The following is a 24,751-nucleotide window of genomic DNA, read 5'->3' as shown; positions in this document are numbered from 1 at the left end:
GTGCCGCGCACCGGCCCTTCGGGTGACTTTGATCACGCACGTGTACTTCCTCCAGCGTAAATCGCGCACCGGCAGTCGCAAGAGGGGAGTTCCGCACATTTCCGTCTCCGACCTGACCGTGGGGATACAGTGCTGATTCCCTACGCAGGGTGGACGTGACGGCACCGCCCGTGGCGCGACGAACGGTTGTTAACCGAGATCCCGGATTGACCTGCGGTTCCGCAGTGCCTGCCACCTCCCGGCAAGCCCATGAGCCTCGTTACGGCAGTCCTGTCACAGGGCGTGACAGGCGAAATGCCGACACCCAGGCGTCCCCACGGAGTAAGCCTCCGGATCGGGCGGTCAGCCGGAGGGGCGCAGGCCCGCGCGATCGAGGATGTACGCGGTCAGCGGCGCGTAGTGGTGCGCGGAGACGCCGTCGTCGAGCGGGACGACCACGTCGATCTTTCCCTCGGCGGCGCCGGCGAACAGCGCGGGGTCGTTACAGTCCGCGAACCCGACGGTGTCGATGCCCGCCTGCCCGGCGGCCCCGGCCCAGCCGTGGTCGGCGATGGCCAGATCCGGCCATATATGGGGTTTAGCTTCCGCGCCGTCCTGAGAACCGATATTGGCGCTCTCGAAACCGGTGGTCGCGAGCTCGCGGAGCATGGCCTCCATCGGATGCGGATCATGCGTGTGGTGCGTGCGGAGGTCCTCGCCCTCCAGCATCGCGACGCCGGGGGCGGCGTAGACGAGGCGGCGCAGCTCCGCGCCGCCGTAGCCGGTCTCGACCTCGTAGGTCCAGCCGGCGGCGGGCGCCAGCACCCGGCAGCCCGCCTCCTCCAGCGCATGCGCGACCGCCTGGTAGAGCGGCGTCAGCGTGGCCGGATGACCGGTCGCGACGACCACGGACTCCTTGCGGCGGGCCGCGAGGCCGATCCGCTCCCCCATCGCCTCCAGCGTGTCGAGAGTGATGTCGGGGTCGATGGTGTCGTCCCCGTAGATGTGCCTCGGGTCCGGGTTGACGCCGCACCGCTCGACCATCATCTCCAGCACGGAGCGCTCCGTCCACGACGGCTTCAGCTCCAGGCCGAACTGGTAGTACGGGTTTCCGTTGGCCATGCGCCGGTAGTGCAGCAGGTTGTTCTGGCGCGGCGTGGCCACGTCGCCCGCGATCATCGTCCGGACGAGGTGGGCGCGCAGTTCCTCCCTGCTCGGCGCGGTGTGCTCGGCGTTCTCAGGCAAGGGGGTCATCGGGTCCCTGGGCGGAAGGGGCATGGGCTTGGCTCACTCGTCGGTCATCGGGTCGAGGCCGTGCTCGGGGAACACCGCCCGGCGCGTCGCCAGGACGGCCTGGTCGATGGGGCTTCCCGGGTCGTAGCCGTCCCCCCACCTGCTGACCTCCACCGTCTCCGTGCCGTCGGTCATGCGGCGCGGGGCGATCTCCTCGGTCCGCTGCCGGACGAACTCGCGCCAGTCGTCCGGTGTGGCGGTGGCCGGCTGGACGGGGCCGCCCGCCGCCTCGGCCAGCAGGTGCGTCCACGCCCGCGGGACGACCTGGACCAGCTCGTAGCCGCCGCCCCCGGTGAGGACCCAGCGGCCGCCCGCGGTCTCGTGCGCCAGCCGGTGCAGCATCGCGTAGGCCGTCCGCTGCCCGTCCACGCTGAGGATCAGGTGGGCCAGCGGATCGAGCGCGTGGCCGTCGGCGCCCTGCTGGGTGACGAGGACGTCCGGGCGGAACCGGCGCAGCAGCGGCGGGACGATCGCCTCGAACGCGCGCAGCCACGGCCGGTCGCCGGTGCCGGGCGGCAGCGAGATGTTGACCGAGGTGCCGTCCACGCCGGTCTCGTCCGGGAAGCCGGTGCCGGGGAACAGCGTCCGCGGCGTCTCGTGCAGGCTGATCGTCAGCACGCGCGGGTCGTCGTAGAAGGCGGCCTGGACGCCGTCGCCGTGGTGGACGTCGATGTCGACGTAGGCGACGCGCTCCGCGCCGTTCTCCAGCAGCCACGCGATCGCGACGGCCGGGTCGTTGTAGACGCAGAACCCGCTGGCGGCGTCGCTCAGCGCGTGGTGCAGGCCGCCTGAGATGTTCGCGGCGTGCTCGGCGCGCCCCGTCCACACCGCCTCGGCGGCGGCGACCGACGCGCCCGCGACCAGGGCCGATGCCTCGTGCATGCCGAGGAAGACCGGGTTGTCGGGGGTGCCGAGGCCGTGCCCGAGCTCCGGCAGGCCCGTCGCGCCGGAGTGCTTGACCGCCGCGATGTAGGACTCCTCGTGGACGAGCCGGAGCAGCTTGTCGTCGGCCGCCTCGAACTCCGAGACCCGCACGTTCGGGCGGTCGAGGACGCCGAGCCCGCGGGCGAGCGCCATCGTCAGCTCGACCCGCACGGGGTTCATGGGGTGTCCGGGACCGAAGTCGTAGGAGATGAGCCGCTCGTCCCAGAAGATCTCCAGCCCGCAGTTCTCGGGACCGGCGGACTGGGACGAATCGGAACCGCTCATGACCTCACGGTATCGCGAGGGGCACGTGACCTGGCCCACAGCGTCCGCCCGGCGGAGGCACGGCACCCGCCGCGAGGCGCACAACTCGCAACACACCTGTGACGTGAATTACACGGAGGAAACGGGCATACCTACATCAGGCAGATATCTCCTACGGGGGGGTAAATGGACGACGGCCCCAGCGTTCGCAGCCGCGCAATCAGCAACGCGCTCCGCCTGGGCGTCCGTCCTTTCCTGCACTACCTCCCCGGCCACGCGACCAGCATCCGCACCGCGCGCTCGACGGTGGACGCCGCGTCCCTGCTGCTGCGGCACAGCTCGAACGTGCAGGTCGAGTCGCTGAACGACCCGCACCCCGAGGACGAGGGCGGCCGCCCCGTCCGGGGCGAGTGGATCGTTCCGCGGCCGCCCGCCGGGGACACCCCCGCCAAGAAGCGCGCCGAGGGGTCCGCACCCGGTGCCGTGCTGTACCTGCACGGCGGCGGCTACGTCGTCTGCTCGCCGCGCACGCACCGCCCCATCACCTCGCGGCTCGCGGTCGACACGGGCCTGCCCGTCCTCGCCCCGAGGTACCGGCTCGCGCCCGAGCACCCGTTCCCGGCGCCGCTGGAGGACGCCGTCGCCGCCTACCGGTGGCTGCTCGCCCGGGGCGTGCCGGCGTCCGGCATCGTCCTCGCGGGCGACTCCGCGGGCGGGCACCTGTCCGCGGCGCTGACCGGCGAACTGTGCCGCCAGGGGCTGCCGAGCCCGGCCGGGCTCATGCTGTTCTCCCCCTGGGTCGACCTGACCTGCGAGCTGTCCATGGGCGCGCAGAGCCGCGCCCGCGACCCCTACATCAGCGCGGCGTCCGCGCGCCGGGTCGCCCGCCTCGTCGTGGGTCCGACCGGGTTCGAGGACCCGCGGCTGGCCCTGCTCACGTGCGCCTGGACCGACATGCCGCCCGTCCTGATCCAGGTCGGCGGCGCCGAGGTGCTGCGCACCGAGGCCGAGGCGTTCGCCGAGGCCCTGCGCCGCGCCGGCGCCACCTGCGACCTGCAGATCTGGAAGGGGCAGATGCACGTCTTCCAGATCCTGAACCGCGTGCTGCCGGAGGCGAGCGCCGCGATGCGGGACGCCGCCCACTTCGTCCGGACGGTCACGGGCACGCCGGCCAAGCGCGCCAGGCACGGAAAGCGCACCAGGGCCGCCTAGCAGAGGGGACGTACTCGCCAGGCCCAGCGCTCACAGGTTCTCCTGAGCGAACTGAGCGGCGTCCTAAACGCCTGGCAGCGCGCATGCGGCCGATCCAGCTACTTCTGCGCTGTTGCCCCTGTATCTGATGCAGGGACGGTCCTAGGGCGTCATCCCTACAAACAAGACACGAGGGGGCAGAACATGGACCACTGCAGGTCAACTCTGATCATCTGCGCTCTACCCGACGGATTCGAGCCCGGGTTCCTGGTGTGCCTACTCGGGGTGATCGGCACACTCGGGGTCGTCCTCTACCACTTCGGCGGTGACCGCAAGGACGGCCAGTAACCGTTCAACGCGGTAGCAGCCCACTTGTCGCCGGGCCCTCCACGGGCCCGGCGACCCCTTGTCCGAGGGCGTTCCACCAGTACTTCGTCCGGACGGTCACGGGCACGCCGGCCAAGCGCGCCAGGCACGGAAAGCGCACCAGGGCCGCCTAGGGCCGGCCGTCCTTCCGCTTCGTCAGGAGCCCGGCCAGCAGAGCCGCCGCGTGGTCGGCCATGAAGCGCGGGACCCGCGCTCTGAGAAGCGCCCTGTGCAGTGCCGACGCCGGGAACGGCAACTCGCCGGGACGTTCGCGCGGCTCTTCCATCCGGTCCCCCAGATTTCAAGATCAACTGGATGGTAACCGAGCAGGACCGGTCGTACCGCGAGAACGGCGACCTTCTCCACGCTCCGCACAGGACCCATCACGTCGAGTCCACACCTCGCGGCGCCCCTCCACAAGGTTCTTCGCCGATAGCGCGTTTCGGTTTCACGCCCGGGATGGACGGGGCGCGGACGACCGGTGCGAGGGGCCGCGGTCAGCCGCTCGCGAGTTCGCGGCCCCGGTTGCGGGCCGCCTCGATGGCCTCCAGGACGGCGGCCCTGACGCCGTGCCGCTCCAGCTCGCGGATCGCCGAGATCGTCGTCCCTCCGGGGGAGGTCACGGCCTCGCGCAGCAGCACCGGGTGCTCGCCGGAGTCGCGGAGCATGACCGCGGCGCCCACCGCCGACTGGACGACCATCTCCAGCGCGGCGGCGCGGGGCATGCCGAGCAGGATGCCCGCGTCCACCATCGCCTCGACGAGGTAGTAGAAGTACGCCGGGCCGCTCCCGGACAGGGCCGTGGCGCCGTCCTGCAGCGACTCGGGGATGCGCAGCACCTTGCCGACCGGCGACAGCAGCTCCTCGGCGAGCTTCAGGTGCTCCTCGCCCGCGTGCGACCCGGGCGAGATGACGCTCATGGCCTCGTCGACGTGGACGGGCGTGTTCGACATGACGCGCACGACCGGCACCCCCTCTGGGAGCCGCGCCTCGATGAACCCGGTCGTGATGCCCGCCGCCATCGAGACCACGAGCCGGCCGGGCGGCACGTGCGGGCCGACCTCGTCCAGCAGGGCCCCCATGTCCTGCGGCTTCACCGCGAGGATCAGCGTCTCGGCCGTGGCGGCGGCCTCCGCGTTCGGCATGATCTCGACGCCGTACCGCTCCCGCAGCAGCGCCCCCCGCTCCTCCCGGCGCGCGGTCGCCACCAGCTCGGACGGGCGGCGGCCGGCCCGCAGGACGCCGGACAGCAGCGCCTCGCCCATCTTCCCGGCACCCAGAATCGCGATCATCGACATACCTTGACGTGGGGTTCCAACGACCCGTACAGCCTATCGCCGGGCCTGCCCGGCCCGCCGCCCGGCCGCCTCGGGACCCCGCCCTAGGCCCGCCCCGCGAGGGAGCGCATGAAGAAGCGCAGGTTGGCGGGCCGCTCGGCGAGGCGCCGCATGAAGTACTGGTACCACTCGCGGCCGTAGGCGACGTAGACGCGGACATGCGCGCCCTCCGCGGCGAGGCGGCGCTGCTCCTGCGGGCGGATCCCGTAGAGCATCTGGTACTCGAACGAGTCGTCGTCGCGCTCGTCCAGCACCGACAAGGCGCCGGCGATCTGGATGAGCCGGGGGTCGTGGGTGGCGAGCATCGGGTAGCCCTTGCCGGCCATCAGCACCTTCATGCACCGCACGTACGACCTGTCGACCTCCTCCTTGTCGGTGAAGGCGACCGCCGCGGGCGCCGCGTACGCGCCCTTGCACAACCTCACCCGCGAGCCCTCGTAGGCCAGTTCCGCGCAGTGCTCCTCCGCACGACGCAGGTACGCCTGGACGACCGCGCCCACGTCCGGGTAATCACGCCGCAGTTCGTGGACGATCCCTAGCGTCGAGTCGACGGTCGTGTGCTCTTCCATGTCGAGGGTGACGGTCGTACTGGACGCGCGGGCCGCGGCGCACACCCGCTGTGCGTTCTCCAGGGCGAGGTCTTCGTCGAAGGTCTGCCCTATGGCCGAGAGCTTGAGCGACACCTCGGCGCGTCCACCGAACCCCTCTGCCCACAGCCGGTCCAGGAGCTCCACATAGTGCGAGACGTTCGCCTCGGCCCGGTCCTTGTCGTGGGTGTCCTCGCCCAGGACGTCCAGGCTGACGAGCAGGCCCTCACCGGTCAGCGCGCCGGTGACGCGCATGGCGTCGTCGATCGTCTCGCCGGCGACGAAGCGGCGGACCACGTCCCCGCTGAACGGCGCGGTCTCCACCAGCCTGCGTGCGCCGCCGCTGCGCGACGCCGCCAGCAACGCCTGACGAAGCACTGTGCGAACCCCTGTCCCTGGACGTGCCGTCTCCGGTTACCGTCCCAGGCTATGCGGACGGGGCTCGGCGATCACGACACGGTGCCGAGGGTGTTCCCGGCGCCGTACCGCTGAACGTAGTCCGGCATCCGCGCGGTCTTGACCGCCTCGAACAGGGCCTTCGCCTTCGGGCCGTCCAGGAACACGACGCTCTGCCGCTTGCGCATGCCGGTGCCCTTGTGCGGCAGCGTCATGAACATCACGTCGGACGGGCGGACGCCGCGCATGCTGAGGGCCAGCGAGCGCAGGTCGCCCGCCGACACCCCCTCGTCCACGCTGATCGACCTGGTGAGCGCCGACAGGAACCGGTCGAGCTTGAGCGGATTGCTCAGCGTGCCCCGGTCGGCGGCCTGCTTGGCGAGCGCGCCGAGGAACGCCTGCTGGCGCTTGATCCGGTCGAAGTCGCCGTTCGGCAGGTTGTAGCGCTGCCGGACGAACAGCAGCGCGTCGTCGCCGTTCAGCTTCTGCCGCCCTGCCTCCCAGCGCTTCTTGCGCGCGGGGTCGTACACGCCCTGCTTGATGTTGACGGTGACGCCGCCGAGCGCGTCCGTCATCGACTTGAAGCCCTCGAAGTCGATCGCGCCGTAGTGGTCGATCCGGACGCCGGTGAGGTTCTCCATCGTCTCGATCAGCAGCTTCGGCCCGCCGAACGAGAACGCCGCGTTGATCTTCTGCTGCCCGTAGCCGGGGATCTCGACCCACGAGTCGCGCGGGAACGAGACGATGTAGGCCTTCTTCCGGTCCGCCGGGAGGTGCAGCAGCATGATCGTGTCGGTGCGCTGCTGGCCCGGCTTCCAGACCTGGTTGCCCTCCCCGGTGGTCGCGGAGTCGGCCCGCGAGTCCGAGCCGACCAGCAGCCAGTTCTCGGTCCCCGCGACGTTCGGGCCCGGACGCCGCGCCCCGGCGTCCGGCATCACGCCCTTGATCCGGTCGATGTTGCCGTTGTAGGACGACTGCCGCTGCCAGATGAGCCCGCCCAGCCCTGCCACGACCAGCGCCAGGAACACGCCGACCGCGATCAGCACGCGGGGCCACCGCCGCTTGCGCCGCGTCTCGCCGCCGTCCGTACCGCCGCCCCAGAACGCGTCCTCGGCGCCGGCCTCAGGGGTGCCGGGGGCCTCGGGGGCGCCCGGCGCCTCGGCCGTTCCGGGCCCCGCGGGCGGGCGCGCCCCCTCGGCGGACGGCTGCGGCCCCTGCGAGCCGTGAAGATCAGGGGAGGTCATGGCGCGAAGCTACCAGCCCCACCGCAGGGAGATGGCCGACTTCGCCCCCTCTGTCCGCTTACGGCGCACTCGCCCGTCCGGGTAAACCCCGCCCCCCGTTCGCGGGTCGGCCCCTCGCCCCGCCCGGGCCTCAGGCGCTCCGGCGGCGGAGGGTCACCGCCCCCAGCAGGAGGGCGACCACCACGAAGCCGGCTATGACCGAGACGTCGACGGCCAGGGTGCCGGTGAAGTCGGGGCTGGCGCTGATCTCCTGCATGCCCTCGACCGCGTAGGACAGGGGGAGGACGTCCGCGATCGCCTGGAGCCAGGACGCCATGCTCTCGCGCGGGATGATCAGGCCGCAGAGCAGCAGCTGCGGCAGGACGAACGCGGGCATGAACTGGACGGCCTGGAACTCGGTCCGGGCGAACGCGCTGGCGAGCAGGCCGAGGGCCATGCCGAGCAGCGCGTCCAGCACCGAGACCAGGACCAGGGACGCCAGCGAGCCGCTGAGGTCGAGGTCGAGCCAGGTCAGCGAGATCGCCAGCACGACCGCGACCTGGACGAGCGCGAGCAGCCCGAACGCGAGGGCGTAGCCGAGCAGCAGGTCGAGCTTGCCGAGCGGCATGGTCATCAGCCGTTCGAGGGTGCCGCCCGTGCGCTCGCGGAGGGTGGCGACGCTGGCCACGACGAACATGACGATGAACGGGAACAGGCCGAGCAGCATGGGCCCGATCCGGTCGAAGACCATCGGCTGGTCGAACACGTACCGCAGCAGGACCATCAGCAGCGCCGGCACGCCGATCAGCAGGCCGAGCGTGCGGTGGTCGTGCTTGAGCTGCGCCAGGATGCGGCGCGTCGTGGCGAGCGTGATGGCGGCGTTCATGGCGCGCTCCCGGCCTTCTCGTGGATCAGATGGAGGAACGCCTCTTCGAGGTCGGCCGCGCCGGTGCGCGAGCGCAGGCCGTCCGGCGTGCCGTCGGCGAGGATCTCGCCCTCGCGCATCAGCAGCAGCCGGTCGGTGCGGCCCGCCTCGTCCATGACGTGGCTGGACACGACGAGGGTGGCGCCCCGGTCGGCCAGCTCGCGGAACAGCTCCCACAGCTCCTGCCGCAGTACCGGGTCGAGGCCCACGGTCGGCTCGTCCAGGACGAGCAGCTCGGGCGCGCCGAGCAGCGCGACGGCGAGGTTGGCGCGGCTGAGCTGCCCGCCGGACAGCGTCGACGCGCTCTGGTGGCGGCTGCGGCCGAGCCCGACCTCGTCGATGACGCGGGCGACGTCCGAGCGCGGGGCGCGCAGGACGGACGCGAAGTAGCGCAGGTTCTCGGTGACGGTCAGGTCGGCGTAGACGGCCGGCGTCTGCGTCGCGTACCCGACCCGGCGCCGCAGGGCGGGCGACCCGGCGGGCTCGCCGAGCACGGTCACCTCGCCGCTCCGCACGATCTGGACGCCGACGAGCGCCCTCATCAGGGTCGTCTTCCCGCATCCGCTCGGGCCGAGGAGCCCCACGATCGAACCGCGCGGGACATCGAAGGCGAGGTCGCGCAGCACCTCCCGGCCGCCGCGGACGACCCGCAGGTCGCGCACCCGCACCGCGGTCCCGGACGCCCCCGCGGGGCTGGAACTCATCATGTGTTGAATTTATGCCGATACGGAGACCCGGTCAAGGGGCCGAACGTCCCGTCGAGAAGGAACCTCCACTGAGAACGGCAGGGGCGACGTGAAGGCCGGTCGAGAAGGGACCGCAGGGCCGGAACGAAGAGCCGGGCGAGAGGGGAGGGCCGTTGGGAACGCAGGGGCGAACTGAAGGCCTGGTCGAGCGAGGGGAGGCCCGGCAGGGGCGGAGCCGAGCCTGAAGGGCAGTGGTACCGGGGCTCAGGGCATGAGGTAGCGCTGGAGGGTCGGCGCCACCAGCTCGATCAGCTCCTCCTCGGAGGCGGAGGCCAGCGGCTCGACGCGCAGCACGTAGCGCAGGATCATCAGGCCGATCATCTGGCCGGCCGCCGCCTGGATGCCGAGCGGCGCGGCCTCGGTGGCCTGCGAGGCCCGCCCGAACAGCGCCGTCGTGACGAACTCGCGCAGCAGCGCCGCCGCCCGCTCGTTCGTCATCGCCGAGCGGAGCATCGCGAGCATCGGGGCGCGCCGGGCCTCGTCCCCCCACACGTGCAGGAAGGTGCGGACCATCCCCTCGCCGATGCGCTCAGGGGGGAACGCCATGATGTGCGGCAGGAGGACGGTCGGGTCCACCGGGAAGCGCATCGCCTCGACGAACACGCCCTCCTTGTTGCCGAAGAAGTGGTGCACCAGCGCGGGGTCGACCTCGGCGGCGCGGGCGATGGCGCGCAACGAGGCCCCGTCGTAGCCCTTCTCAGCGAACAGGTCCCGCGCCGACGCCAGGATCTTCTCGCGCGTCTCGGTCGGACCGGGCCTGCGTCCCGGGCCGCGGCCGCGCGACCCGGCGGGCTCCGCCGGGCGGGGTCCGCCCCGGGGGCCCGTCACCGGCGCACGCCCCGGCGGGTGACCTCCCCGGCCGAGGTGACCTCCCACGTGTGGGCGGCGGCGGCCAGGTGCAGGCGCGCGAACGCGAGGGCCTCGGCGAGGTCCTCCATCCGCTCGACCCGGTTGGAGGCCCGCCGCGTGTTGACCTCCAGGACGATGTGCCCCTTGAAGCCGCCCTCGGCGAGGTTCTCCAGCATCGTCCCGCAAGGCTGGTTGCCCCGCCCCGGGACGAGGTGCTCGTCCTTGTTCGTGATGCCGACCCCGTCGGCGAGGTGGATGTGCCGCAGCCGGTCGCCCAGGCTCCCCGCCATGTCGACGGCGTCCGAGCCCGAGACGGCGGTGTGCGACAGGTCGAGGGTGACGTGCGGGTAGTCCTGGTCGACGGGGTTCCAGTCGGGCAGGTACATGCCCGCCTCCGCGCCGCGCGCCTTGAGCGGGAACATGTTCTCGACCGCGAACAGCACGTCCGTCTCGTCCTGCATGCGGGCGAGGCCCTCGACGAACTCCTTCGCGTAGTCGCGCTGCCAGCGGAACGGCGGGTGCACGACGACGACCTCGGCACCCAGTTCCTCGGCGACCTCCTTGGAGCGCACCAGCTTGCCCCAGGGGTCGCGGCCCCAGACCCGCTGGGTGAGCAGCAGGCACGGCGCGTGGATCGACTTGATGGGGACCTGGTGGTAGTCCGACAGCCGGCGCAGCACGTTCAGGTCCTGGGAGGAGGCGTCCGTCGAGACCATGACCTCGATGCCGTCGTAGCCCAGCAGCGCGGCGATCTCGAACGCGCTCGGCACCTTCTCGGGGTACACCGAGGCGGTGGAGAGCGTGATCGGCGCGTCCGGGACGCGCAGCGCCGGTGAAGGGACGCCGTTGTGCTGCGGAGTCAAGGCTTCCTCGCCAGGAATGGTCGCTCGGCCGTGTTCGTGAGGCTGTCTGGTGAAAGCTGTGTTCGTAAAAGAGAGCCTATGCCGCGGCGGCCGTGATGAAACCCTCGCCCGGAGTGATCTCGCTTGCTCCCCCCGGGCCGCGGCTACGCTCTGTCCCCGTGGCCGAGATCGCGCGGGGCGCCGTGCCGAGCCCCAACATCTGGAACTCCCCTCAGGTCTACGAGCTGGAGAACCGCGCCGTCGACCCCGACGGCGTGCTGGCCGCGGCCATGCGCGCGATCCGTCCCTGGGACGGCGCCGACGTCCTCGACGTCGGCTGCGGCACCGGCTTCCACCTGCCCTTCTTCGCCGAGGACGCGCGCCGGGTGATCGGCGTCGAGCCGCACGCGGGCCTCGCCTCCGCCGCCGCCCGACGGACCCGCGGCCTTCCGAACGTCACCGTCCGCACGGGGACCGCGCAGGCGCTGCCGCTCCCCGACGCCTCCGTCGACGTCGCCCACGCGCGGTGGGCGTACTTCTTCGGCCCGGGCTGCGAGCCGGGCCTCGCCGAGCTCGACCGGGTCGTCCGGCGCGGCGGCGCGATCTACATCATCGACAACGACGCGACCCGCTCCACGTTCGGCCGCTGGTTCCGGCGGAGCCTGCCGGAATACGACCCCGCCGCCGTCGAGCGGTTCTGGACGCGGCGCGGCTTCCACCGGGAGCCGCTGACGATCCGGTGGGCGTTCCAGAACCGCGACGATCTCGCGGCCGTGCTGCGGATCGAGTTCCCCCGCGATCTCGCGGACGCCTGCCTGCGCGAACACCCCGGCCTCGAGGTGGACTATGCCGTGAATTTGTGGTGGCGTTGCCCCTGAGTTACCAGTCGGTTGGGTCACGGGAGGAACGCACCATGGGTCGCGCCGCCGCCACGAGCCGAGTCACCGCCGCGAGAGCGCTCGGCGGCCTGTTCGCCGCCACCGCGCTCGGCGCGGCCGGCGCCGGAGCCGGGCTCGTCGCCCAGCGCCGCGCCATGCGCCGCCTGCAACTGCGCCCCGACCCGTTCGCGGGCGAGCCGTTCGGGTCGCTGCGCGGCCGCCCCCTGCCGGTCCGCGCCGACGACGGCACCCGGCTCTACGCCGAGATCGACGGCGAGGAGCGCACCGACCTCGCCGTCGTGTTCTGCCACGGCTGGACGCTCACCCAGGACTCCTGGCACTTCCAGCGCAAGGCCCTGCGCGGCCTCGGGCGGCTCGTCTTCTGGGACCACCGCGGCCACGGCCGCTCCGACGGCGGCGCCCGCGACGGCTACGCCGTCTCCCGGCTGGCCCGCGACCTCGGCGCCGTGATCGAGGCGACCGTCCCCGCCGAGACCCCCGTCGTCCTCGTCGGCCACTCGATGGGCGGCATGACCGTCATGCGGTTCGCCGACGAGAACCCCGACCTGGTCGGACGCAAGATCCTCGCGACCGGGCTGCTCTGCACCTCCTCCGGCGGGCTCGGCGAACTCACGCTCGGCATGCCCGCCCTCGTCGCGCGCACCGCCCACCGCGTCCTGCCGGGCGCCCTCGGCGCGCTCGGCGCCGGCTCCGGCGCCGTCGAGCGGGTCCGCCACCTCGGCCGCGACGCCGCCGCCCTCCTGGAGGACCTGGTCGCCTTCGGCCCGGACGCCAGCCCGGCCGCGGTCGCCTTCGCCGAGCAGATGATGACCGACACCAGGATGGACGCCTTCGTCGACTTCTTCCGCTCCATGATCACCACCGACGTGATCAGCGACTGCGCGTCCCTCGGCGGCGCCGACACGCTCGTCCTCGGCGCGGAGAACGACCTGCTCACCCCGGTCGAGCACAGCCTGAAGATCGCCTCCTGCGTCCCGTCCGGGCGGCTGGAGGTCGTTCCCACCGCCGGTCACATGGCCATGCTGGAGCGTCCCGGCACCGTGTCCGACCACCTCGGCGATCTGATCGAGCGAGCCCGCAAGGAAACCTGACCCCCGGCGCTCCCCCGGCGGGATGAATACTGTCGGTGCCCGGCTCTACGCTTCCGCGCATGGCGAAGGCGAAGACGGCCAAGGCCGCCTACCGGTGCTCGGAGTGCGGGTGGCAGACCTCCAAGTGGGTCGGGCGCTGCGGCGAGTGCCAGACATGGGGAACGGTCACCGAGGCCGCGTCGGCGACACCGGCGCGGGTCGTGTCGGCCGGGCCGGTCAGCTCACCGGCGCGCCCCATCGGGCAGGTCGACGTGCGGTCCGCGCAGACGCGCCCCACCGGCCTCGACGAGCTCGACCGCGTCCTCGGCGGCGGCATCGTGCCCGGGGCCGTCCTGCTCCTGGCGGGTGAGCCCGGCATCGGCAAGTCGACGCTGCTGCTGGAGGTCGCCGCCCTCGCCTCCACCAAGGCGGGCGACGCCGCGGGCTCGGCGGGCTCGGCCGACTCGGCGGGCGAGAACGTCCTGTACGTGACGGGCGAGGAGTCGGCCGAGCAGGTCCGGCTGCGCGCCGACCGCGTCGGCGCGATCACCGACCGGCTGTACCTGGCCGCCGAGACGGAGCTGTCGGCCATCCTCGGCCACATCGACTCGGTCGACCCGGGGCTGCTCGTCGTCGACTCCATCCAGACGATCGGCACGTCCGAGGCCGACGGCGCGCCCGGCGGCGTCACCCAGGTCCGCGAGGTCGCCGCCAACCTGATCAGGGTCGCCAAGGAGCGCGGCATGACCGTCGTGCTCGTCGGCCACGTCACCAAGGAGGGCTCGATCGCCGGCCCGCGCCTCCTGGAACACCTGGTCGACGTCGTCCTGTACTTCGAGGGCGACCGGCACTCCCGGCTCCGCATGATCCGCGCGATGAAGAACCGGTACGGCCCCACCGACGAGCTCGGCTGCTTCGACCTGTCCGAGGTCGGCATCGTCGGGCTGCCCGACCCGAGCGGCCTGTTCCTCACCCGCCGCGAGGAGGCCGTGCCCGGTACCTGCGTCACCGTCACGCTCGAAGGGCGCCGCCCCCTCGTCGCCGAGGTGCAGTCCCTGGTCGCCAAGTCGCACCTCCCGGCGCCGCGGCGCGCCACGTCCGGGCTCGACACCTCCCGCGTGGCGATGGTCCTCGCCGTCCTCGCGCAGCGCTGCAAGATCTCCATGCACGAGCAGGACGTCTACGTCTCGACCGTCGGCGGCGTCCGGCTCGCCGAGACCTCCGTCGACCTCGCCCTCGGCCTCGCCGTCGCGGGCTCCACCGTCGAGCAGGCGCTGTCCACCAGCCTCATCGCACTCGGCGAGGTCGGCCTCGCCGGAGAGGTCCGCATCGTGCCCGGCGTCCAGCGGCGGCTGGCCGAGGCGGCCCGGCTCGGGTTCAAGTACGCCGTCATCCCGCGCGGCTCCCTCGAACTGGCCGACGGGCCCCTCAAGCGCGCCGATCCGCAGCTCAGCAGCTACGAGGGCATGAAGGTCATGGAGGTCGACAGCCTCCAGCAGGCGCTGCAGGTGGCCTTTACCGCTCCGTGACAGGCGTCCCGCCAGAGTATTACTCCACACAACGCACGCTTGCGACCTGGGGAGGAACCAGCGCGCGGCCCGCCTCGGTAAACTGACGCCGTCCAGCGACCTCCGGGGGTCAGGTGCCAGTACACAAGAGTCATGACGAACGACGCCGCGCCACGTTGGCCGCGGTGGCTCCGGGCACCCAGATCCGCGACGGGCTGGAGCGCATCCTGCGGGGCCACACCGGCGGCCTGATCGTGCTCGGCTACGACGGGCCCGTCGCGGAGCTGTGCACGGGCGGCTTCGAGCTCGACGTCGAGTTCTCCGCCACCCGGCTGCGCGAGCTCGCCAAGATGGACGGCGCGATCGTCCTCGACGACAGCCACACCCGCATCGTCCGCGCCGCCGTCCACCTCGTGCCGGACTCCACCCTCCCCACCGAGGAGTCGGGCACCCGGCACCGCACCGCCGAGCGCGTCGCCCGCCAGACCGGCCTGCCGGTCATCTCGGTGAGCCAGTCGATGCACATCATCGCGCTCTACCTCGACGGCATCCGCTACGTCCTGGAAGACTCCGCGGCCATCCTCTCCAAGGCCAACCAGGCCCTGGCCACGCTCGAGCGCTACAAGCTGCGCCTCGACGAGGTGTCCGGCACGCTGTCGGCGCTGGAGATCGAGGACCTCGTCACCGTCCGCGACGTCAGCGCCGTCGTGCAGCGCCTGGAGATGGTGCGCCGCATCGCCGACGAGATCGAGGGCTACGTCGTCGAGCTCGGCACCGACGGCCGGCTGCTCTCCCTCCAGCTCGACGAGCTGGTCTCCGGCGTGGACGTCGACCGCCAGCTGATCGTCCGCGACTACCCGTCCGACGACACCCGCACCCGCGGCGTCGACGCCATCCTGTCCTCCCTGGACACCCTCTCGGCCAACGAGCTGCTCGACCTGTCCACGGTCGCAGAGGTGATGGGCTTCGCCGGACCCGATGCCCTCGACCTCCCCGTGAGCCCCAAGGGCTTCCGCCTGCTCGCCAAGGTCCCCCGCCTGCCGAGCACCGTCGTTGAGCGCCTCGTAGAGCACTTCGGCGGCCTGCAGAAGCTCCTCGCCGCCAGCATCGACGACCTCCAGGCCGTCGGCGGCGTAGGCGAGTCCCGCGCCCGAAGCGTCCGCGAGGGCCTCTCCCGCCTAGCCGAATCCTCCATCCTGGAACGCTACGTCTAACCCGCGTTTCAAAGCCCCTGCCCGCTCCACTCGCCTGACGGCTCGCTACGTGTCCGCTCCTGGGCAAACGCGGCATCGCTTCACGATCAACCCGGCTCCCCTCGCCTCCGGCTACACCACACCGGGCAGGTAACACGTTCGCGCGGGCGCTCAAGGCCACTGCGAGCCAGGCCCTGACCCAGAAGCCCCACCCACCAAGGCCCGAACCCCGGCCCCCCGCGTACACACGTTGGCCGAGGTCAGCAAGCGGCAGAACACAGCGAGCAAAGCACGACGCGTAACACGAGGCATCACAACGCGCCCGAGACGAAACCGCACGCAACACGCGACCACCCAAACGCGGAGCTAACGACGCGTCGAGCGGCGCAACGACCCGCGCGAGACGGAGCACGCGCAAACAAGCGGATCGCACGCAACAAACGGAGCGCGCAACAGACGGAGCGCACGCACCAGACGGAGCGCACGCAACAACTAGCGACGCGTGACGGGCAGCGCGACGCAGGGCAACGCGACACGTGACGGACCGCGCGACGCGTGACCGCGCGGGCGCGCTGCGCGGGTCGGGGCGTAGCGGGCGGGCGGGGGGCGGAGCCCGGTCCAGCGAGGCCTGATGGGACGGGAGCGGCCTGGCCCGACCAGGGCGGATACGCCTGGCGGGGGCGAATGGGGTGAATGCGGCGGAGCCGCGCAGTGGACGGACACAGAGGCGAAGCGGCGCAGTGGCAGGACGGACACAGAGGTGAAGCGGGCGCTGAGGCGAAGCGGGCGCAGAGGCGAAGCGGGCGCAGGAGCGAGGCGGACACAGAGGTGAAGCGGGCGCAGAGGTGAAGCGGGCGCAGAGGTGAAGCGGGCGCAGAGGCGGGACGGACACAGAGGCGAGGCGGGCGCAGAGGCGAGGCGGGCGCAGAGGCGAAGCGGGCGCAGAGGCGAGGCGGGCGCAGAGGCGAAGCGGGCGCAGAGGCGAAGCGGGCGCAGAGGCGAAGCGGGCGCAGAGGCGAAGCGGGCGCAGAGGCGGGACCGACACAGAGGCCAAGCGGGCGTGGTGGCGGGACGGACGTGTCACAATGGCGGCGCGTTATGAACATCGACTCCGCCTTCACTGCCCCGATCCTCGGCTGGTACGAGGCGAACGCTCGGGATCTCCCGTGGCGGGCGCCGGACGCGACGCCCTGGGGCGTCCTGGTCAGCGAGATCATGCTCCAGCAGACCCCGGTCTCCCGCGTCCTGCCCGTCTGGGACGCGTGGATGACCCGGTGGCCGACGCCCGAGGCACTCGCGGCCGAGCCGTCCGGCGAGGCCGTCCGCGCTTGGGGGCGGCTCGGCTACCCCCGCCGCGCGCTGCGCCTCCACGAGGCCGCCCGCGCGATCACCGAACGGCACGGCGGCGACGTCCCGTCCTCGCACGCGGACCTGCTGGCGCTCCCCGGCATCGGCGCCTACACCGCCGCGGCCGTCGCCAGCTTCGCGTTCCGGCAGCGGCACGCCGTCCTCGACACCAACGTCCGGCGCGTCCTCGCCCGGCTGCTCACCGGCGTCGAGTACCCGCCGAAGACGCAGACCAAGGCCGAGATCAGGCTCGCGGAGAGCCTCCTGCCGCTCGACCCGCCGACCGCCGCCCGCTGGGCCGTCGCCGTCATGGAGCTGGGCGCCCTGGTCTGTACCGCCCGCTCGCCCCGCTGCGTCGACTGCCCGGTCATCGACAGGTGCGCGTGGCAGCTGAACGGCCGTCCCGCCTACGACGGGCCGCCGCGGCGCGGCCAGACGTACGCCGGCACCGACCGGCAGTGCCGAGGCCGCCTCCTCGCAGTCCTCCGGGACGCCGAGGAGCCGGTCGCGAAGCCTGCCCTCGACGTCGTCTGGTCGGACCCCGTCCAGCGCGAACGCGCCCTCGACGCCCTCATCGCGGACGGCCTCGTCGACCCCCTCGAAGACGGCCGCTACGCCCTACCCGTCTGACCCCAGCCGCATTGAAGGCCGGCGCTACCACCGCTCCGCAGGCGGAAGCCAGCCAGGCCGACAGCGACGATCCGGCACTCGGGGCCAGGCGCGGATCCGCGCGGTCTGCCCCCCTGCGCGGACCCGCACACCGCCACCGAGCGGCCCGCCACCCCATGCCGCGCCCGGATCCACTCCCCGCCGACACCGCAGTCGAGGAGCACCTCTCCGACCCCAGAGACGCAGCCGCGGACGCAGCCGGAGGCACAAAGCGAAGGCGCCGACACAAGCGAAGGCGCAGGCGGAACATGTGCTCGGGCGCAGCTACAGGCTAGTGGCGGGACGGCTGAGCCGACCCGCGCGCGGGCGGCGGGGCCGAACGAATGCACCCCTCCCAAGTGAGAGAGCGCCGGCGCCACGCAACCTGGTGTCGGGACGGACGGTCCCCCCGCCGATCCCCACGCTGCCCCGGGACGGCCAAGGGGCCAACGGCTCGCCGGGTTCGACGGTGTCACCCCGCACCACCTACTTGGCGCGACTACATCGAGCCGGGACGGGAGGCTCGGGCGAGGGACACACCGCCGGTGGCGAGGCGAACGGCGGCGCCCGGGCGGCCCGGCAGAGTCCGCCGAGAACTCATCCATTCGCCGTTTTTCATGGAAGAGGAACACCCGCTCTCTGGGCTCGGATTTCGGAACGGACCAGTTCCAGGAGGCGCCCTACCCAGTTGCGGCCTTCCCCTCCGCGCGTGATCCAGTGGTCGGAGTCCGATCCGCTGTAAGCGAGCGGCGCGTCGGCCGTGCCGAGCAGGATCTCCGCCAATTCCGGATGCCGGGCGTATTTCGCGCGCAGGAGGCCTCCCATCACCGCCGTCCTGATCTGCGGCCACTCCTGGAGTCGGGGCGCCTCTTCCCCGATCTTCCGGGCGTCGTGGGAGCGTTCGGCCGCGCGGATCCGCTCACGGGCCTCGAGATCCTCGGTGGACAGGGCCCAGTAGGCGTGCGTGACCGACGGGTAGACGACGCCGCCGACCTCGATCGGGGCGGGGTAGTCGTTCTGCAGGGCGTCGATTCCGGGCTCGTCCGGCCAACCTCGCGGAAATACGCGTCCGCCGAAGTGGATCGTCCCTGCCACAGGTTCACCCGACTCGTCGGCCGGGATTTTTGATGCGTATTCGGCATGTGCGCGGTCGCGCTCGGCGAAGTAATCGAACGCCCATTCCCGCATGCCTTCGGTGACCACGTCGTCGAACTCGAACCAGCCGTCTATCGGACGCTCGCCCAGGTCGGTGCACAGGATGACCAACGGCCGGTCCTTGTTGTCCATGTCGCCGAGCGCATAATGGCGCTTGTGCGCGGGGATGGCCAGGTACGCCTCGCGCAGCGCCCGTCGGTCGGCCTCGTCCCTGGACTCCAGGTACCGGTCCAGCACGGCCAGGCAGCGGTCGGTGGAATCCGGACGGCCGTTGAGCCGCTCGATGTCGTCGGCCACCTCTCCCAGCAGCATCTCCGGAGTGAGGCCGAACGACGGCTCGGCGGCCTTCCAGCTGCCCAACTCGAACGCGCTGATCTCACCGCCCTCGGGTACCTCCGTGACCACCCAGCCGCATTCGAGCTTCTCCCGCAGACCCTGCAGGTCGACCCAATCCCAGCAGTTGATCGCACCGTCCGCGAACACCTGGAGGCTCGTGAGGTGGTACGAGAAGTTGTGGATGAAGACAGGCCGCGCCGTTCCCTCGATGCGCTGCCCGTCCTCGAAACGATGGATCCGTCGCAATGCGGGGTCTCCTCAATCCTCGTCCAGCGGTGTGAGGCACAGCCGTTGGAACCGTCGTCAGCTCACCGGGCCACGCGGCAGCACATCACGGACATGCGCGTCCGGCCGAATCATGGGCGGACCGCCCCGCCGGGGTCAACGAATAATCGTTCGTCAGCCCAGGCCACCGGCTCGTAACGTACGCACGTGCGCGATCTGCTGAGCCTGCCCAAAGCCCACCTGCACGTTCATCTCGAAAGCACCGTACGCAGCGCGACGCTCCGCGAGATCGGCGCCGCCAACGGCGTGCGGGTCCCGGACGACGTCGGCACTTTCGGTGACTTCGCCTCCTTCTTCGCGCAGAACGACCTCGTCCGCGCCTGCCTGCGGCGGCCCGACGACTTCCGCCGGGTCGCCTACGAGTTCTGCGAGGACGAGTCCGCCCAGGGCGTCCGGTACGCAGAGGTCTCGTTCACGGCCGCCGCCCATGGCGAGCGCCTCGGCGACCTCGACATGCCCTTGGCGGCCGTCCTGGAGGGCCTGGAGGCCGGCCAGGAGGCCTTCGGCATCGAGTGCCGCCTGATCCTCGACCATTCCCGCCGCCGCTCCGTCGAGCGCGCTTGGCGCACCCTGGATCTGGCCCGCCGCCACGACCGCGTGGTCGCCGTGGGCCTCGCCGGCGACGAGGCCCACCCAGGCGACCCGTTCAACGAGGTCTTCGCCGCCGCCCACGACGCGGGGCTCCACGTCGTCCACCACGCGGGCGAGGGAGAAGGGCCCGCCAGCATCCGGCAGGCGCTCGGCCCCGGACGCACCGAGCGGCTGGGCCACGGCATCCGGATCCTGGACGACCCGGACCTGGTCGCCGAGGTCCGCGAACGGGGGATCGCCCTGGAGGTCTGCCCCTCCTCCAACGTCGCCCTGGGCTTCGCCCCGTCCCTGGACGCGCACCCACTCCCCCGTCTCCGCGAAGCAGGCCTGCTGATCACCATCAACACTGACATCCCCGCTCTGATCGGCACCCCCCTCACCACCGAGTACACGCGCGTCCGCACCGCCTTCGGCTACGACGACACCACCCTGGCCGACCTGGCCCGCGCAGGCGTGACCGCATCCTTCGCCCCGCCTGCCACCAAGGAATCCCTCCACGAAGCGATAACCACCTGGCTCACGACGCCCGCCTCCCCTTGAACACCCCCGCTCCAGCCCGCGCGAACCCCGACCAAAGCCGGCCGCTCCGAGCAGGCCCGAGCGAGACCTGACGGAGCGAGACCCGGCCCGGCGCGGCCTCTGATCCAGGATCGGCAAAGCCGGCGAACACCGGAGGCAGAACCGCGTTCTGTGGATTACTCCACCGGCGCTTCCGGCTCGCGCACGAAGAGGCAGAACGGCCGCCCCACGGGATCCAGGAAGACGCGCACGTCGTCATCCGGCTGGAAGTCGGCCAAGACGCCACCCACGGCCTCCGCGTGCTTCGCGGCGGCATCCAGGTCTTCGACCTCGAAGTCCAGGTGGACCATCTGCAGTTGAGCACCCTCTGCGGCGGGCCAGGTGGGAGCCTTGTAGAGCGGCTCTGTCTGGAACGACAGGCCGGTACCGCCACCCGGAGGACGCAGCTTCACCCAGTCCGGCTCGCGCTGCACGACCGTCCAGCCGAGGAGGCGCCGGTAGAAGTCCGCCAGCGCGTGCGGGTCGGGGGCGTCGAGAACGGGGGCGGACAGAATCAGTCGGCTCATCGCAACTCCCGGGGCTAGTTGATCATGTGAGTGAATACTGCCCGCGAGAAGCCCGACCATGCGAATGCCCAAAGCTGCGGCTGGCCGAGGCGCGCCCCGGTACGGGCCATCAGCACGACGGCTCTCAAGGGCGCTTTCACCACAAAGGCCCGCCCCGGAGACCGGTGCGGGCCTTTGTCGTGCGGACGCTTAGTCCTTGTTGAAGTTGACCGCGCCCTCGATGGGCGGCGGGCTGTCGGGGACGGTGGACGGCTTCGGCACGCCCTTGAAGGTGAACTTGGCGTTCTCCGCCGAGTCCTTGTTCTCGGGGTCGAAGCCCTCCGTGCCGACGATCACGATCTGGCCGGGCTTGAGCTCGTTGTAGAGGATCTTCTCGGACAGGTTGTCCTCGATCTCCCGCTGGATCGTGCGGCGCAGCGGCCGGGCGCCGAGCACCGGGTCGTAGCCGCGGATCGCGAGCAGGTCCTTGGCCTCCTGGCGGAGCTCGATGCCCATGTCGCGGTCGTGGAGCCGCTGGTCCACCTTGGCGATCATCAGGTCGACGATCTGGATGATCTCCTTCGGGGTGAGCTGGTGGAAGACCACCGTGTCGTCGACGCGGTTGAGGAACTCGGGCCGGAAGTGCTGCTTCAGCTCCTCCGAGACCTTCGCCTTCATCCGCTCGTACGAGCCCTGCTCGTCGTTCTGACGGGCGAAGCCCATCGAGACGCCCTTGGAGATGTCCTTGGACCCCAGGTTCGTCGTCATGATGATGACGGTGTTCTTGAAGTCCACGACGCGGCCCTGCGCGTCGGTGAGGCGGCCGTCCTCCAGGATCTGCAGCAGCGAGTTGAAGATGTCCTGGTGGGCCTTCTCGATCTCGTCGAACAGGACCACCGAGAACGGCTTGCGGCGCACCTTCTCGGTGAGCTGGCCGCCCTCCTCGTACCCGACGTAGCCGGGCGGGGAGCCGAACAGCCGCGAGACGGTGTGCTTCTCCATGAACTCGGACATGTCGAGCTGGATCAGCGCGTCCTCGTCGCCGAACAGGAACTCCGCGAGCGTCTTGGACAGCTCGGTCTTACCGACACCGGACGGACCGGCGAAGATGAACGAACCGCCGGGGCGCTTCGGGTCCTTCAGGCCGGCGCGGGTACGCCGGATCGACTGCGAGAGCGCCTTGATGGCGTCCTCCTGGCCGATGACGCGCTTGTGGAGCTCGTCCTCCATGCGCAGCAGGCGGGTCGACTCCTCCTCGGTCAGCTTGAAGACCGGGATGCCGGTGGCGGTGGCGAGGACCTCGGCGATCAGCTCGTCGGTGACCTCGGCGACGACGTCCATGTCGCCGGCCTTCCACTCCTTCTCCCGCTGCGCCTTCTGGCCGAGCAGCTGCTTCTCGGAGTCGCGCAGCGCCGCGGCCTTCTCGAAGTCCTGCGCGTCGATCGCGGACTCCTTGTCGCGCCGGACGTCGGCGATCTTCTCGTCGTACTCGCGCAGGTCCGGCGGCGCGGTCATGCGGCGGATGCGCATCCGCGAGCCGGCCTCGTCGATCAGGTCGATCGCCTTGTCGGGCAGGAACCGGTCGCTGATGTAGCGGTCGGCGAGCTGCGCGGCGGCGACCAGCGCGCTGTCGGTGATCGACACGCGGTGGTGCGCCTCGTACCGGTCGCGCAGGCCCTTGAGGATCTCGATCGTGTGCGACAGCGACGGCTCGGCGACCTGGATCGGCTGGAAGCGGCGCTCCAGCGCGGCGTCCTTCTCCAGGTGCTTGCGGTACTCGTCGAGCGTGGTGGCACCGATGGTCTGCAGCTCGCCGCGCGCCAGCATCGGCTTGAGGATGGACGCGGCGTCGATCGCGCCCTCGGCGGCGCCCGCACCGACCAGCGTGTGCAGCTCGTCGATGAACAGGATGATGTCGCCGCGGGTGCGGATCTCCTTCAGCACCTTCTTCAGGCGCTCCTCGAAGTCACCGCGGTACCGGGAGCCGGCGACCAGCGCGCCGAGGTCGAGGGTGTAGAGCTGCTTGTCCTTGAGCGTCTCGGGCACCTCGCCCTTGACGATCTTCTGCGCGAGCCCCTCGACGACGGCGGTCTTGCCGACGCCGGGCTCGCCCACGAGGACGGGGTTGTTCTTGGTACGGCGGGACAGCACCTGCATGACCCGCTCGATCTCCTTGTCCCGGCCGATGACCGGGTCGAGCTTGCCCTCGCGGGCCGCCTGCGTCAGGTTGCGGCCGAACTGGTCGAGCACGAGCGACGTGGAGGGAGCCGCCTCCGAGGGACCGCCGGAGGCGGCCGGCTCCTTGCCCTGGTAGCCGTGGAGCAACTGGATGACCTGCTGGCGGACCCGGTTCAGGTCGGCGCCGAGCTTCACCAGCACCTGGGCGGCGACGCCCTCGCCCTCACGGATCAGCCCCAGCAGGATGTGCTCGGTGCCGATGTAGTTGTGGCCGAGCTGCAACGCCTCACGCAGCGACAGCTCAAGGACCTTCTTGGCACGCGGAGTGAACGGGATGTGGCCCGACGGCGCCTGCTGGCCCTGGCCGATGATCTCTTCAACCTGCTGACGCACGGCCTCAAGACTGATCCCCAGGCTCTCCAGAGCCTTGGCGGCCACGCCCTCACCCTCGTGGATCAGACCCAGGAGGATGTGCTCGGTGCCGATGTAGTTGTGGTTGAGCATCCTGGCCTCTTCCTGAGCCAGGACGACAACCCGCCGCGCGCGGTCGGTGAACCTCTCGAACATCTCGTCGCTCCTCACAGAGCGGTTGGGCAGAGTCCGGAACGTCCGGAACTGTCCTTCCGCATGCTAGCCCGCCCCGAGGAGGCCGCCCGGTGCACTCCCACCAGGAGACGTTCCCCAGCTATGCGCTGTTCAGTCTCATCCAACTACCGCATCGGTGCGTCATGTTCCCGCTACGCCCCAAGCGAACGGGGGACTTTTCGCAGGTCGATCAAGGCGCGGGCCGAGAGTGCCGAATGGGGGTGGAGTTTCCACCCGCGGGCCCTGTGTACCTCACGGCGGACTCGGTGAACCGCACGGACGCTACGCCACAAGCGAACGGCTCTTCGCATCGATCCGCCGGGGCGGCGAATCGCCGGCGTCCTTCCGGGTGCCGCCGGCCGTGCGAAGCGCTCGGTCGTGGAGAGCCCGCCCCGGGAACGGCTCCCTCGCGAACGGTCAACCGTGAACGCCGCGCCCGCGAACGGCACGCCCGCGAACGGCGAACGGCCCGCCCCGCGAACGGAGACGGGCCGCCGGTGGTCCGGGGCGGGTCAGTTGGCCGCCTCGTACTGCTCGATCACATGAGCCGGGATGCGGCCGCGCTCATTCACCTTGATGCCGTTGTTCTTGGCCCAGGCGCGGATCTCCGCACTGCGTTCACGGCTGGAAGCGCCGCGCTGCCGGCGGCGGCGGTTGACCGTGCCCGCCTTACGGGACTTCTCGACGAACGGCTGCAGAGATTCCCGCAGCTTCGTCGCGTTGGCGCCACTGAGGTCGATCTCGTAGGAGGCGCCGTCGATCGAGAACGCTACGGTCTCGTCCGCCTCGCCACCGTCGAGGTCGTCGACGAGAAGCACCTGAACCTTCTGTGCCATGGGGACAGACCTTTCGGCTTGAGCAAACTCTAATCGAGTGCCAAAGATATACCTAGAACTTCGCAGATGACAATTCCGGCGTCCACATGAACCCGCAGTCGCACGAAGTCGCCTTCCCGTTCGTTACCGGCTGT

At 71.2% G+C, this 24,751-nt stretch carries 22 protein-coding genes; 8 read left to right on the top strand and 14 right to left on the bottom strand.

Features of this window, described 5'->3' with window-relative positions:
• Window positions 1-342 precede the first annotated feature (342 nt).
• Together FKD65_RS27650 and FKD65_RS27645 are read right to left on the bottom strand one after the other, a co-directional pair.
• Window positions 343-1,233, bottom strand: a complete 891-nt coding sequence (locus FKD65_RS27650; protein WP_141580279.1) for a phosphatase — start codon at window positions 1,231-1,233, stop codon at window positions 343-345.
• Between the two features lie 33 nt (window positions 1,234-1,266).
• Entirely contained in the window at window positions 1,267-2,481 is a 1,215-nt protein-coding gene (locus tag FKD65_RS27645) for an acetoin utilization protein AcuC (protein ID WP_141580277.1), read from the bottom strand.
• A gap of 165 nt (window positions 2,482-2,646) precedes the next feature.
• On the opposite strand from FKD65_RS27645, the gene FKD65_RS27640 reads away from it, so the two are divergent.
• Both FKD65_RS27640 and FKD65_RS44460 read left to right on the top strand, forming a co-directional pair.
• Window positions 2,647-3,672, top strand: a complete 1,026-nt coding sequence (locus tag FKD65_RS27640) for an alpha/beta hydrolase (protein ID WP_141580274.1) — start codon at window positions 2,647-2,649, stop codon at window positions 3,670-3,672.
• A 183-nt stretch (window positions 3,673-3,855) separates the two neighbouring features.
• On the top strand, window positions 3,856-3,999 hold the full coding sequence (locus tag FKD65_RS44460) for a hypothetical protein (protein WP_168221217.1): 144 nt from the start codon (window positions 3,856-3,858) through the stop codon (window positions 3,997-3,999).
• A 148-nt stretch (window positions 4,000-4,147) separates the two neighbouring features.
• Here the strand turns inward: FKD65_RS44460 and FKD65_RS44455 are convergent, their stop codons facing one another.
• The 8 genes from FKD65_RS44455 to FKD65_RS27605 form a co-directional block, all read right to left on the bottom strand.
• Window positions 4,148-4,303: a hypothetical protein gene (locus FKD65_RS44455; RefSeq protein ID WP_168221216.1), complete on the bottom strand. Its 156-nt coding sequence runs from the start codon at window positions 4,301-4,303 to the stop codon at window positions 4,148-4,150.
• A 211-nt stretch (window positions 4,304-4,514) separates the two neighbouring features.
• Window positions 4,515-5,309, bottom strand: coding sequence for a pyrroline-5-carboxylate reductase (gene proC, locus FKD65_RS27635; RefSeq protein WP_141580272.1), 795 nt, complete (start codon window positions 5,307-5,309; stop codon window positions 4,515-4,517).
• A gap of 89 nt (window positions 5,310-5,398) precedes the next feature.
• A complete protein-coding gene (locus FKD65_RS27630) occupies window positions 5,399-6,319 on the bottom strand; it encodes a proline dehydrogenase family protein (RefSeq protein ID WP_141580270.1) in 921 nt (306 codons plus the stop codon).
• Between the two features lie 71 nt (window positions 6,320-6,390).
• Window positions 6,391-7,581: an LCP family protein gene (locus FKD65_RS27625; RefSeq protein ID WP_141580268.1), complete on the bottom strand. Its 1,191-nt coding sequence runs from the start codon at window positions 7,579-7,581 to the stop codon at window positions 6,391-6,393.
• Between the two features lie 130 nt (window positions 7,582-7,711).
• A complete protein-coding gene (locus tag FKD65_RS27620; protein WP_141580266.1) occupies window positions 7,712-8,446 on the bottom strand; it encodes an ABC transporter permease in 735 nt (244 codons plus the stop codon).
• Complete coding sequence (locus tag FKD65_RS27615; protein ID WP_205718274.1) at window positions 8,443-9,192, bottom strand: ABC transporter ATP-binding protein; 750 nt, start codon at window positions 9,190-9,192, stop codon at window positions 8,443-8,445. The genes FKD65_RS27620 and FKD65_RS27615 overlap by 4 nt, the downstream gene beginning before the upstream one ends.
• A gap of 243 nt (window positions 9,193-9,435) precedes the next feature.
• The gene (locus FKD65_RS27610) at window positions 9,436-10,059 is read right to left on the bottom strand and encodes a TetR family transcriptional regulator (RefSeq protein WP_141580264.1); all 624 of its coding nucleotides are present in this window, start codon (window positions 10,057-10,059) and stop codon (window positions 9,436-9,438) included.
• On the bottom strand, window positions 10,056-10,943 hold the full coding sequence (locus tag FKD65_RS27605) for a sugar phosphate isomerase/epimerase (protein WP_141580262.1): 888 nt from the start codon (window positions 10,941-10,943) through the stop codon (window positions 10,056-10,058). Before FKD65_RS27605 ends, FKD65_RS27610 begins: the two co-directional genes overlap by 4 nt.
• Before the next feature lie 158 nt (window positions 10,944-11,101).
• Here FKD65_RS27605 and FKD65_RS27600 point away from each other — a divergent pair, with 158 nt between their 5' ends.
• From FKD65_RS27600 to FKD65_RS27580, 5 genes are all read left to right on the top strand, one after another.
• Window positions 11,102-11,800 carry a class I SAM-dependent methyltransferase gene (locus tag FKD65_RS27600; protein WP_240809635.1) on the top strand — a complete coding sequence of 233 codons (699 nt, stop codon included), beginning with the start codon at window positions 11,102-11,104 and terminating at the stop codon, window positions 11,798-11,800.
• Between the two features lie 35 nt (window positions 11,801-11,835).
• Window positions 11,836-12,912, top strand: coding sequence for an alpha/beta fold hydrolase (locus FKD65_RS27595; RefSeq protein WP_141580258.1), 1,077 nt, complete (start codon window positions 11,836-11,838; stop codon window positions 12,910-12,912).
• Window positions 12,913-12,971: 59 nt separating this feature from the next.
• On the top strand, window positions 12,972-14,420 hold the full coding sequence (radA, locus tag FKD65_RS27590) for a DNA repair protein RadA (RefSeq protein ID WP_141580256.1): 1,449 nt from the start codon (window positions 12,972-12,974) through the stop codon (window positions 14,418-14,420).
• Between the two features lie 113 nt (window positions 14,421-14,533).
• Window positions 14,534-15,613, top strand: coding sequence for a DNA integrity scanning diadenylate cyclase DisA (gene disA, locus FKD65_RS27585; protein WP_141580254.1), 1,080 nt, complete (start codon window positions 14,534-14,536; stop codon window positions 15,611-15,613).
• 1,077 nt (window positions 15,614-16,690) lie between these two features.
• The gene (locus FKD65_RS27580) at window positions 16,691-17,569 is read left to right on the top strand and encodes an A/G-specific adenine glycosylase (RefSeq protein WP_141580251.1); all 879 of its coding nucleotides are present in this window, start codon (window positions 16,691-16,693) and stop codon (window positions 17,567-17,569) included.
• 633 nt (window positions 17,570-18,202) lie between these two features.
• Here the strand turns inward: FKD65_RS27580 and FKD65_RS27575 are convergent.
• Complete coding sequence (locus FKD65_RS27575) at window positions 18,203-19,225, bottom strand: NADAR family protein (RefSeq protein WP_205718273.1); 1,023 nt, start codon at window positions 19,223-19,225, stop codon at window positions 18,203-18,205.
• 285 nt (window positions 19,226-19,510) lie between these two features.
• On the opposite strand from FKD65_RS27575, the gene add reads away from it, so the two are divergent.
• A complete protein-coding gene (add, locus tag FKD65_RS27570; protein WP_141580248.1) occupies window positions 19,511-20,494 on the top strand; it encodes an adenosine deaminase in 984 nt (327 codons plus the stop codon).
• Between the two features lie 155 nt (window positions 20,495-20,649).
• Here add and FKD65_RS27565 read toward each other — a convergent pair whose 3' ends face one another.
• The 3 genes from FKD65_RS27565 to FKD65_RS27555 form a co-directional block, all read right to left on the bottom strand.
• Window positions 20,650-21,039, bottom strand: coding sequence for a VOC family protein (locus FKD65_RS27565; protein ID WP_141580246.1), 390 nt, complete (start codon window positions 21,037-21,039; stop codon window positions 20,650-20,652).
• A 189-nt stretch (window positions 21,040-21,228) separates the two neighbouring features.
• Entirely contained in the window at window positions 21,229-23,763 is a 2,535-nt protein-coding gene (locus FKD65_RS27560) for an ATP-dependent Clp protease ATP-binding subunit (RefSeq protein WP_141580244.1), read from the bottom strand.
• A 530-nt stretch (window positions 23,764-24,293) separates the two neighbouring features.
• On the bottom strand, window positions 24,294-24,617 hold the full coding sequence (locus tag FKD65_RS27555) for an Lsr2 family protein (RefSeq protein WP_089316904.1): 324 nt from the start codon (window positions 24,615-24,617) through the stop codon (window positions 24,294-24,296).
• Between the last annotated feature and the right edge of the window lie 134 nt (window positions 24,618-24,751).

It is taken from the genome of Actinomadura sp. WMMA1423 (genome assembly GCF_006547145.1).
Classification (GTDB): Bacteria; Actinomycetota; Actinomycetes; order Streptosporangiales; family Streptosporangiaceae; genus Spirillospora.
The sequence above is the reverse complement of the archived record's forward strand: the minus strand, read 5'-3'. Positions and strand labels throughout refer to the sequence as shown.

Bases quoted from the DNA above. Each gene is read 5' to 3' on its own strand.
- FKD65_RS27560 (WP_141580244.1), bottom strand. From the start codon at position 23,763: ATGTTCGAGAGGTTCACCGACCGCGCGCGGCGGGTTGTCGTCCTGGCT.
- FKD65_RS27615 (WP_205718274.1), bottom strand. From the start codon at position 9,192: ATGATGAGTTCCAGCCCCGCGGGGGCGTCCGGGACCGCGGTGCGGGTG.
- FKD65_RS27625 (WP_141580268.1), bottom strand. From the start codon at position 7,581: ATGACCTCCCCTGATCTTCACGGCTCGCAGGGGCCGCAGCCGTCCGCC.
- FKD65_RS44455 (WP_168221216.1), bottom strand. From the start codon at position 4,303: ATGGAAGAGCCGCGCGAACGTCCCGGCGAGTTGCCGTTCCCGGCGTCG.
- radA (WP_141580256.1), top strand. From the start codon at position 12,972: ATGGCGAAGGCGAAGACGGCCAAGGCCGCCTACCGGTGCTCGGAGTGC.
- proC (WP_141580272.1), bottom strand. From the start codon at position 5,309: ATGATCGCGATTCTGGGTGCCGGGAAGATGGGCGAGGCGCTGCTGTCC.
- FKD65_RS27565 (WP_141580246.1), bottom strand. From the start codon at position 21,039: ATGAGCCGACTGATTCTGTCCGCCCCCGTTCTCGACGCCCCCGACCCG.
- FKD65_RS27620 (WP_141580266.1), bottom strand. From the start codon at position 8,446: ATGAACGCCGCCATCACGCTCGCCACGACGCGCCGCATCCTGGCGCAG.
- FKD65_RS27580 (WP_141580251.1), top strand. From the start codon at position 16,691: ATGAACATCGACTCCGCCTTCACTGCCCCGATCCTCGGCTGGTACGAG.
- FKD65_RS44460 (WP_168221217.1), top strand. From the start codon at position 3,856: ATGGACCACTGCAGGTCAACTCTGATCATCTGCGCTCTACCCGACGGA.
- FKD65_RS27645 (WP_141580277.1), bottom strand. From the start codon at position 2,481: ATGAGCGGTTCCGATTCGTCCCAGTCCGCCGGTCCCGAGAACTGCGGG.
- FKD65_RS27650 (WP_141580279.1), bottom strand. From the start codon at position 1,233: ATGACCCCCTTGCCTGAGAACGCCGAGCACACCGCGCCGAGCAGGGAG.
- FKD65_RS27595 (WP_141580258.1), top strand. From the start codon at position 11,836: ATGGGTCGCGCCGCCGCCACGAGCCGAGTCACCGCCGCGAGAGCGCTC.
- FKD65_RS27555 (WP_089316904.1), bottom strand. From the start codon at position 24,617: ATGGCACAGAAGGTTCAGGTGCTTCTCGTCGACGACCTCGACGGTGGC.
- FKD65_RS27640 (WP_141580274.1), top strand. From the start codon at position 2,647: ATGGACGACGGCCCCAGCGTTCGCAGCCGCGCAATCAGCAACGCGCTC.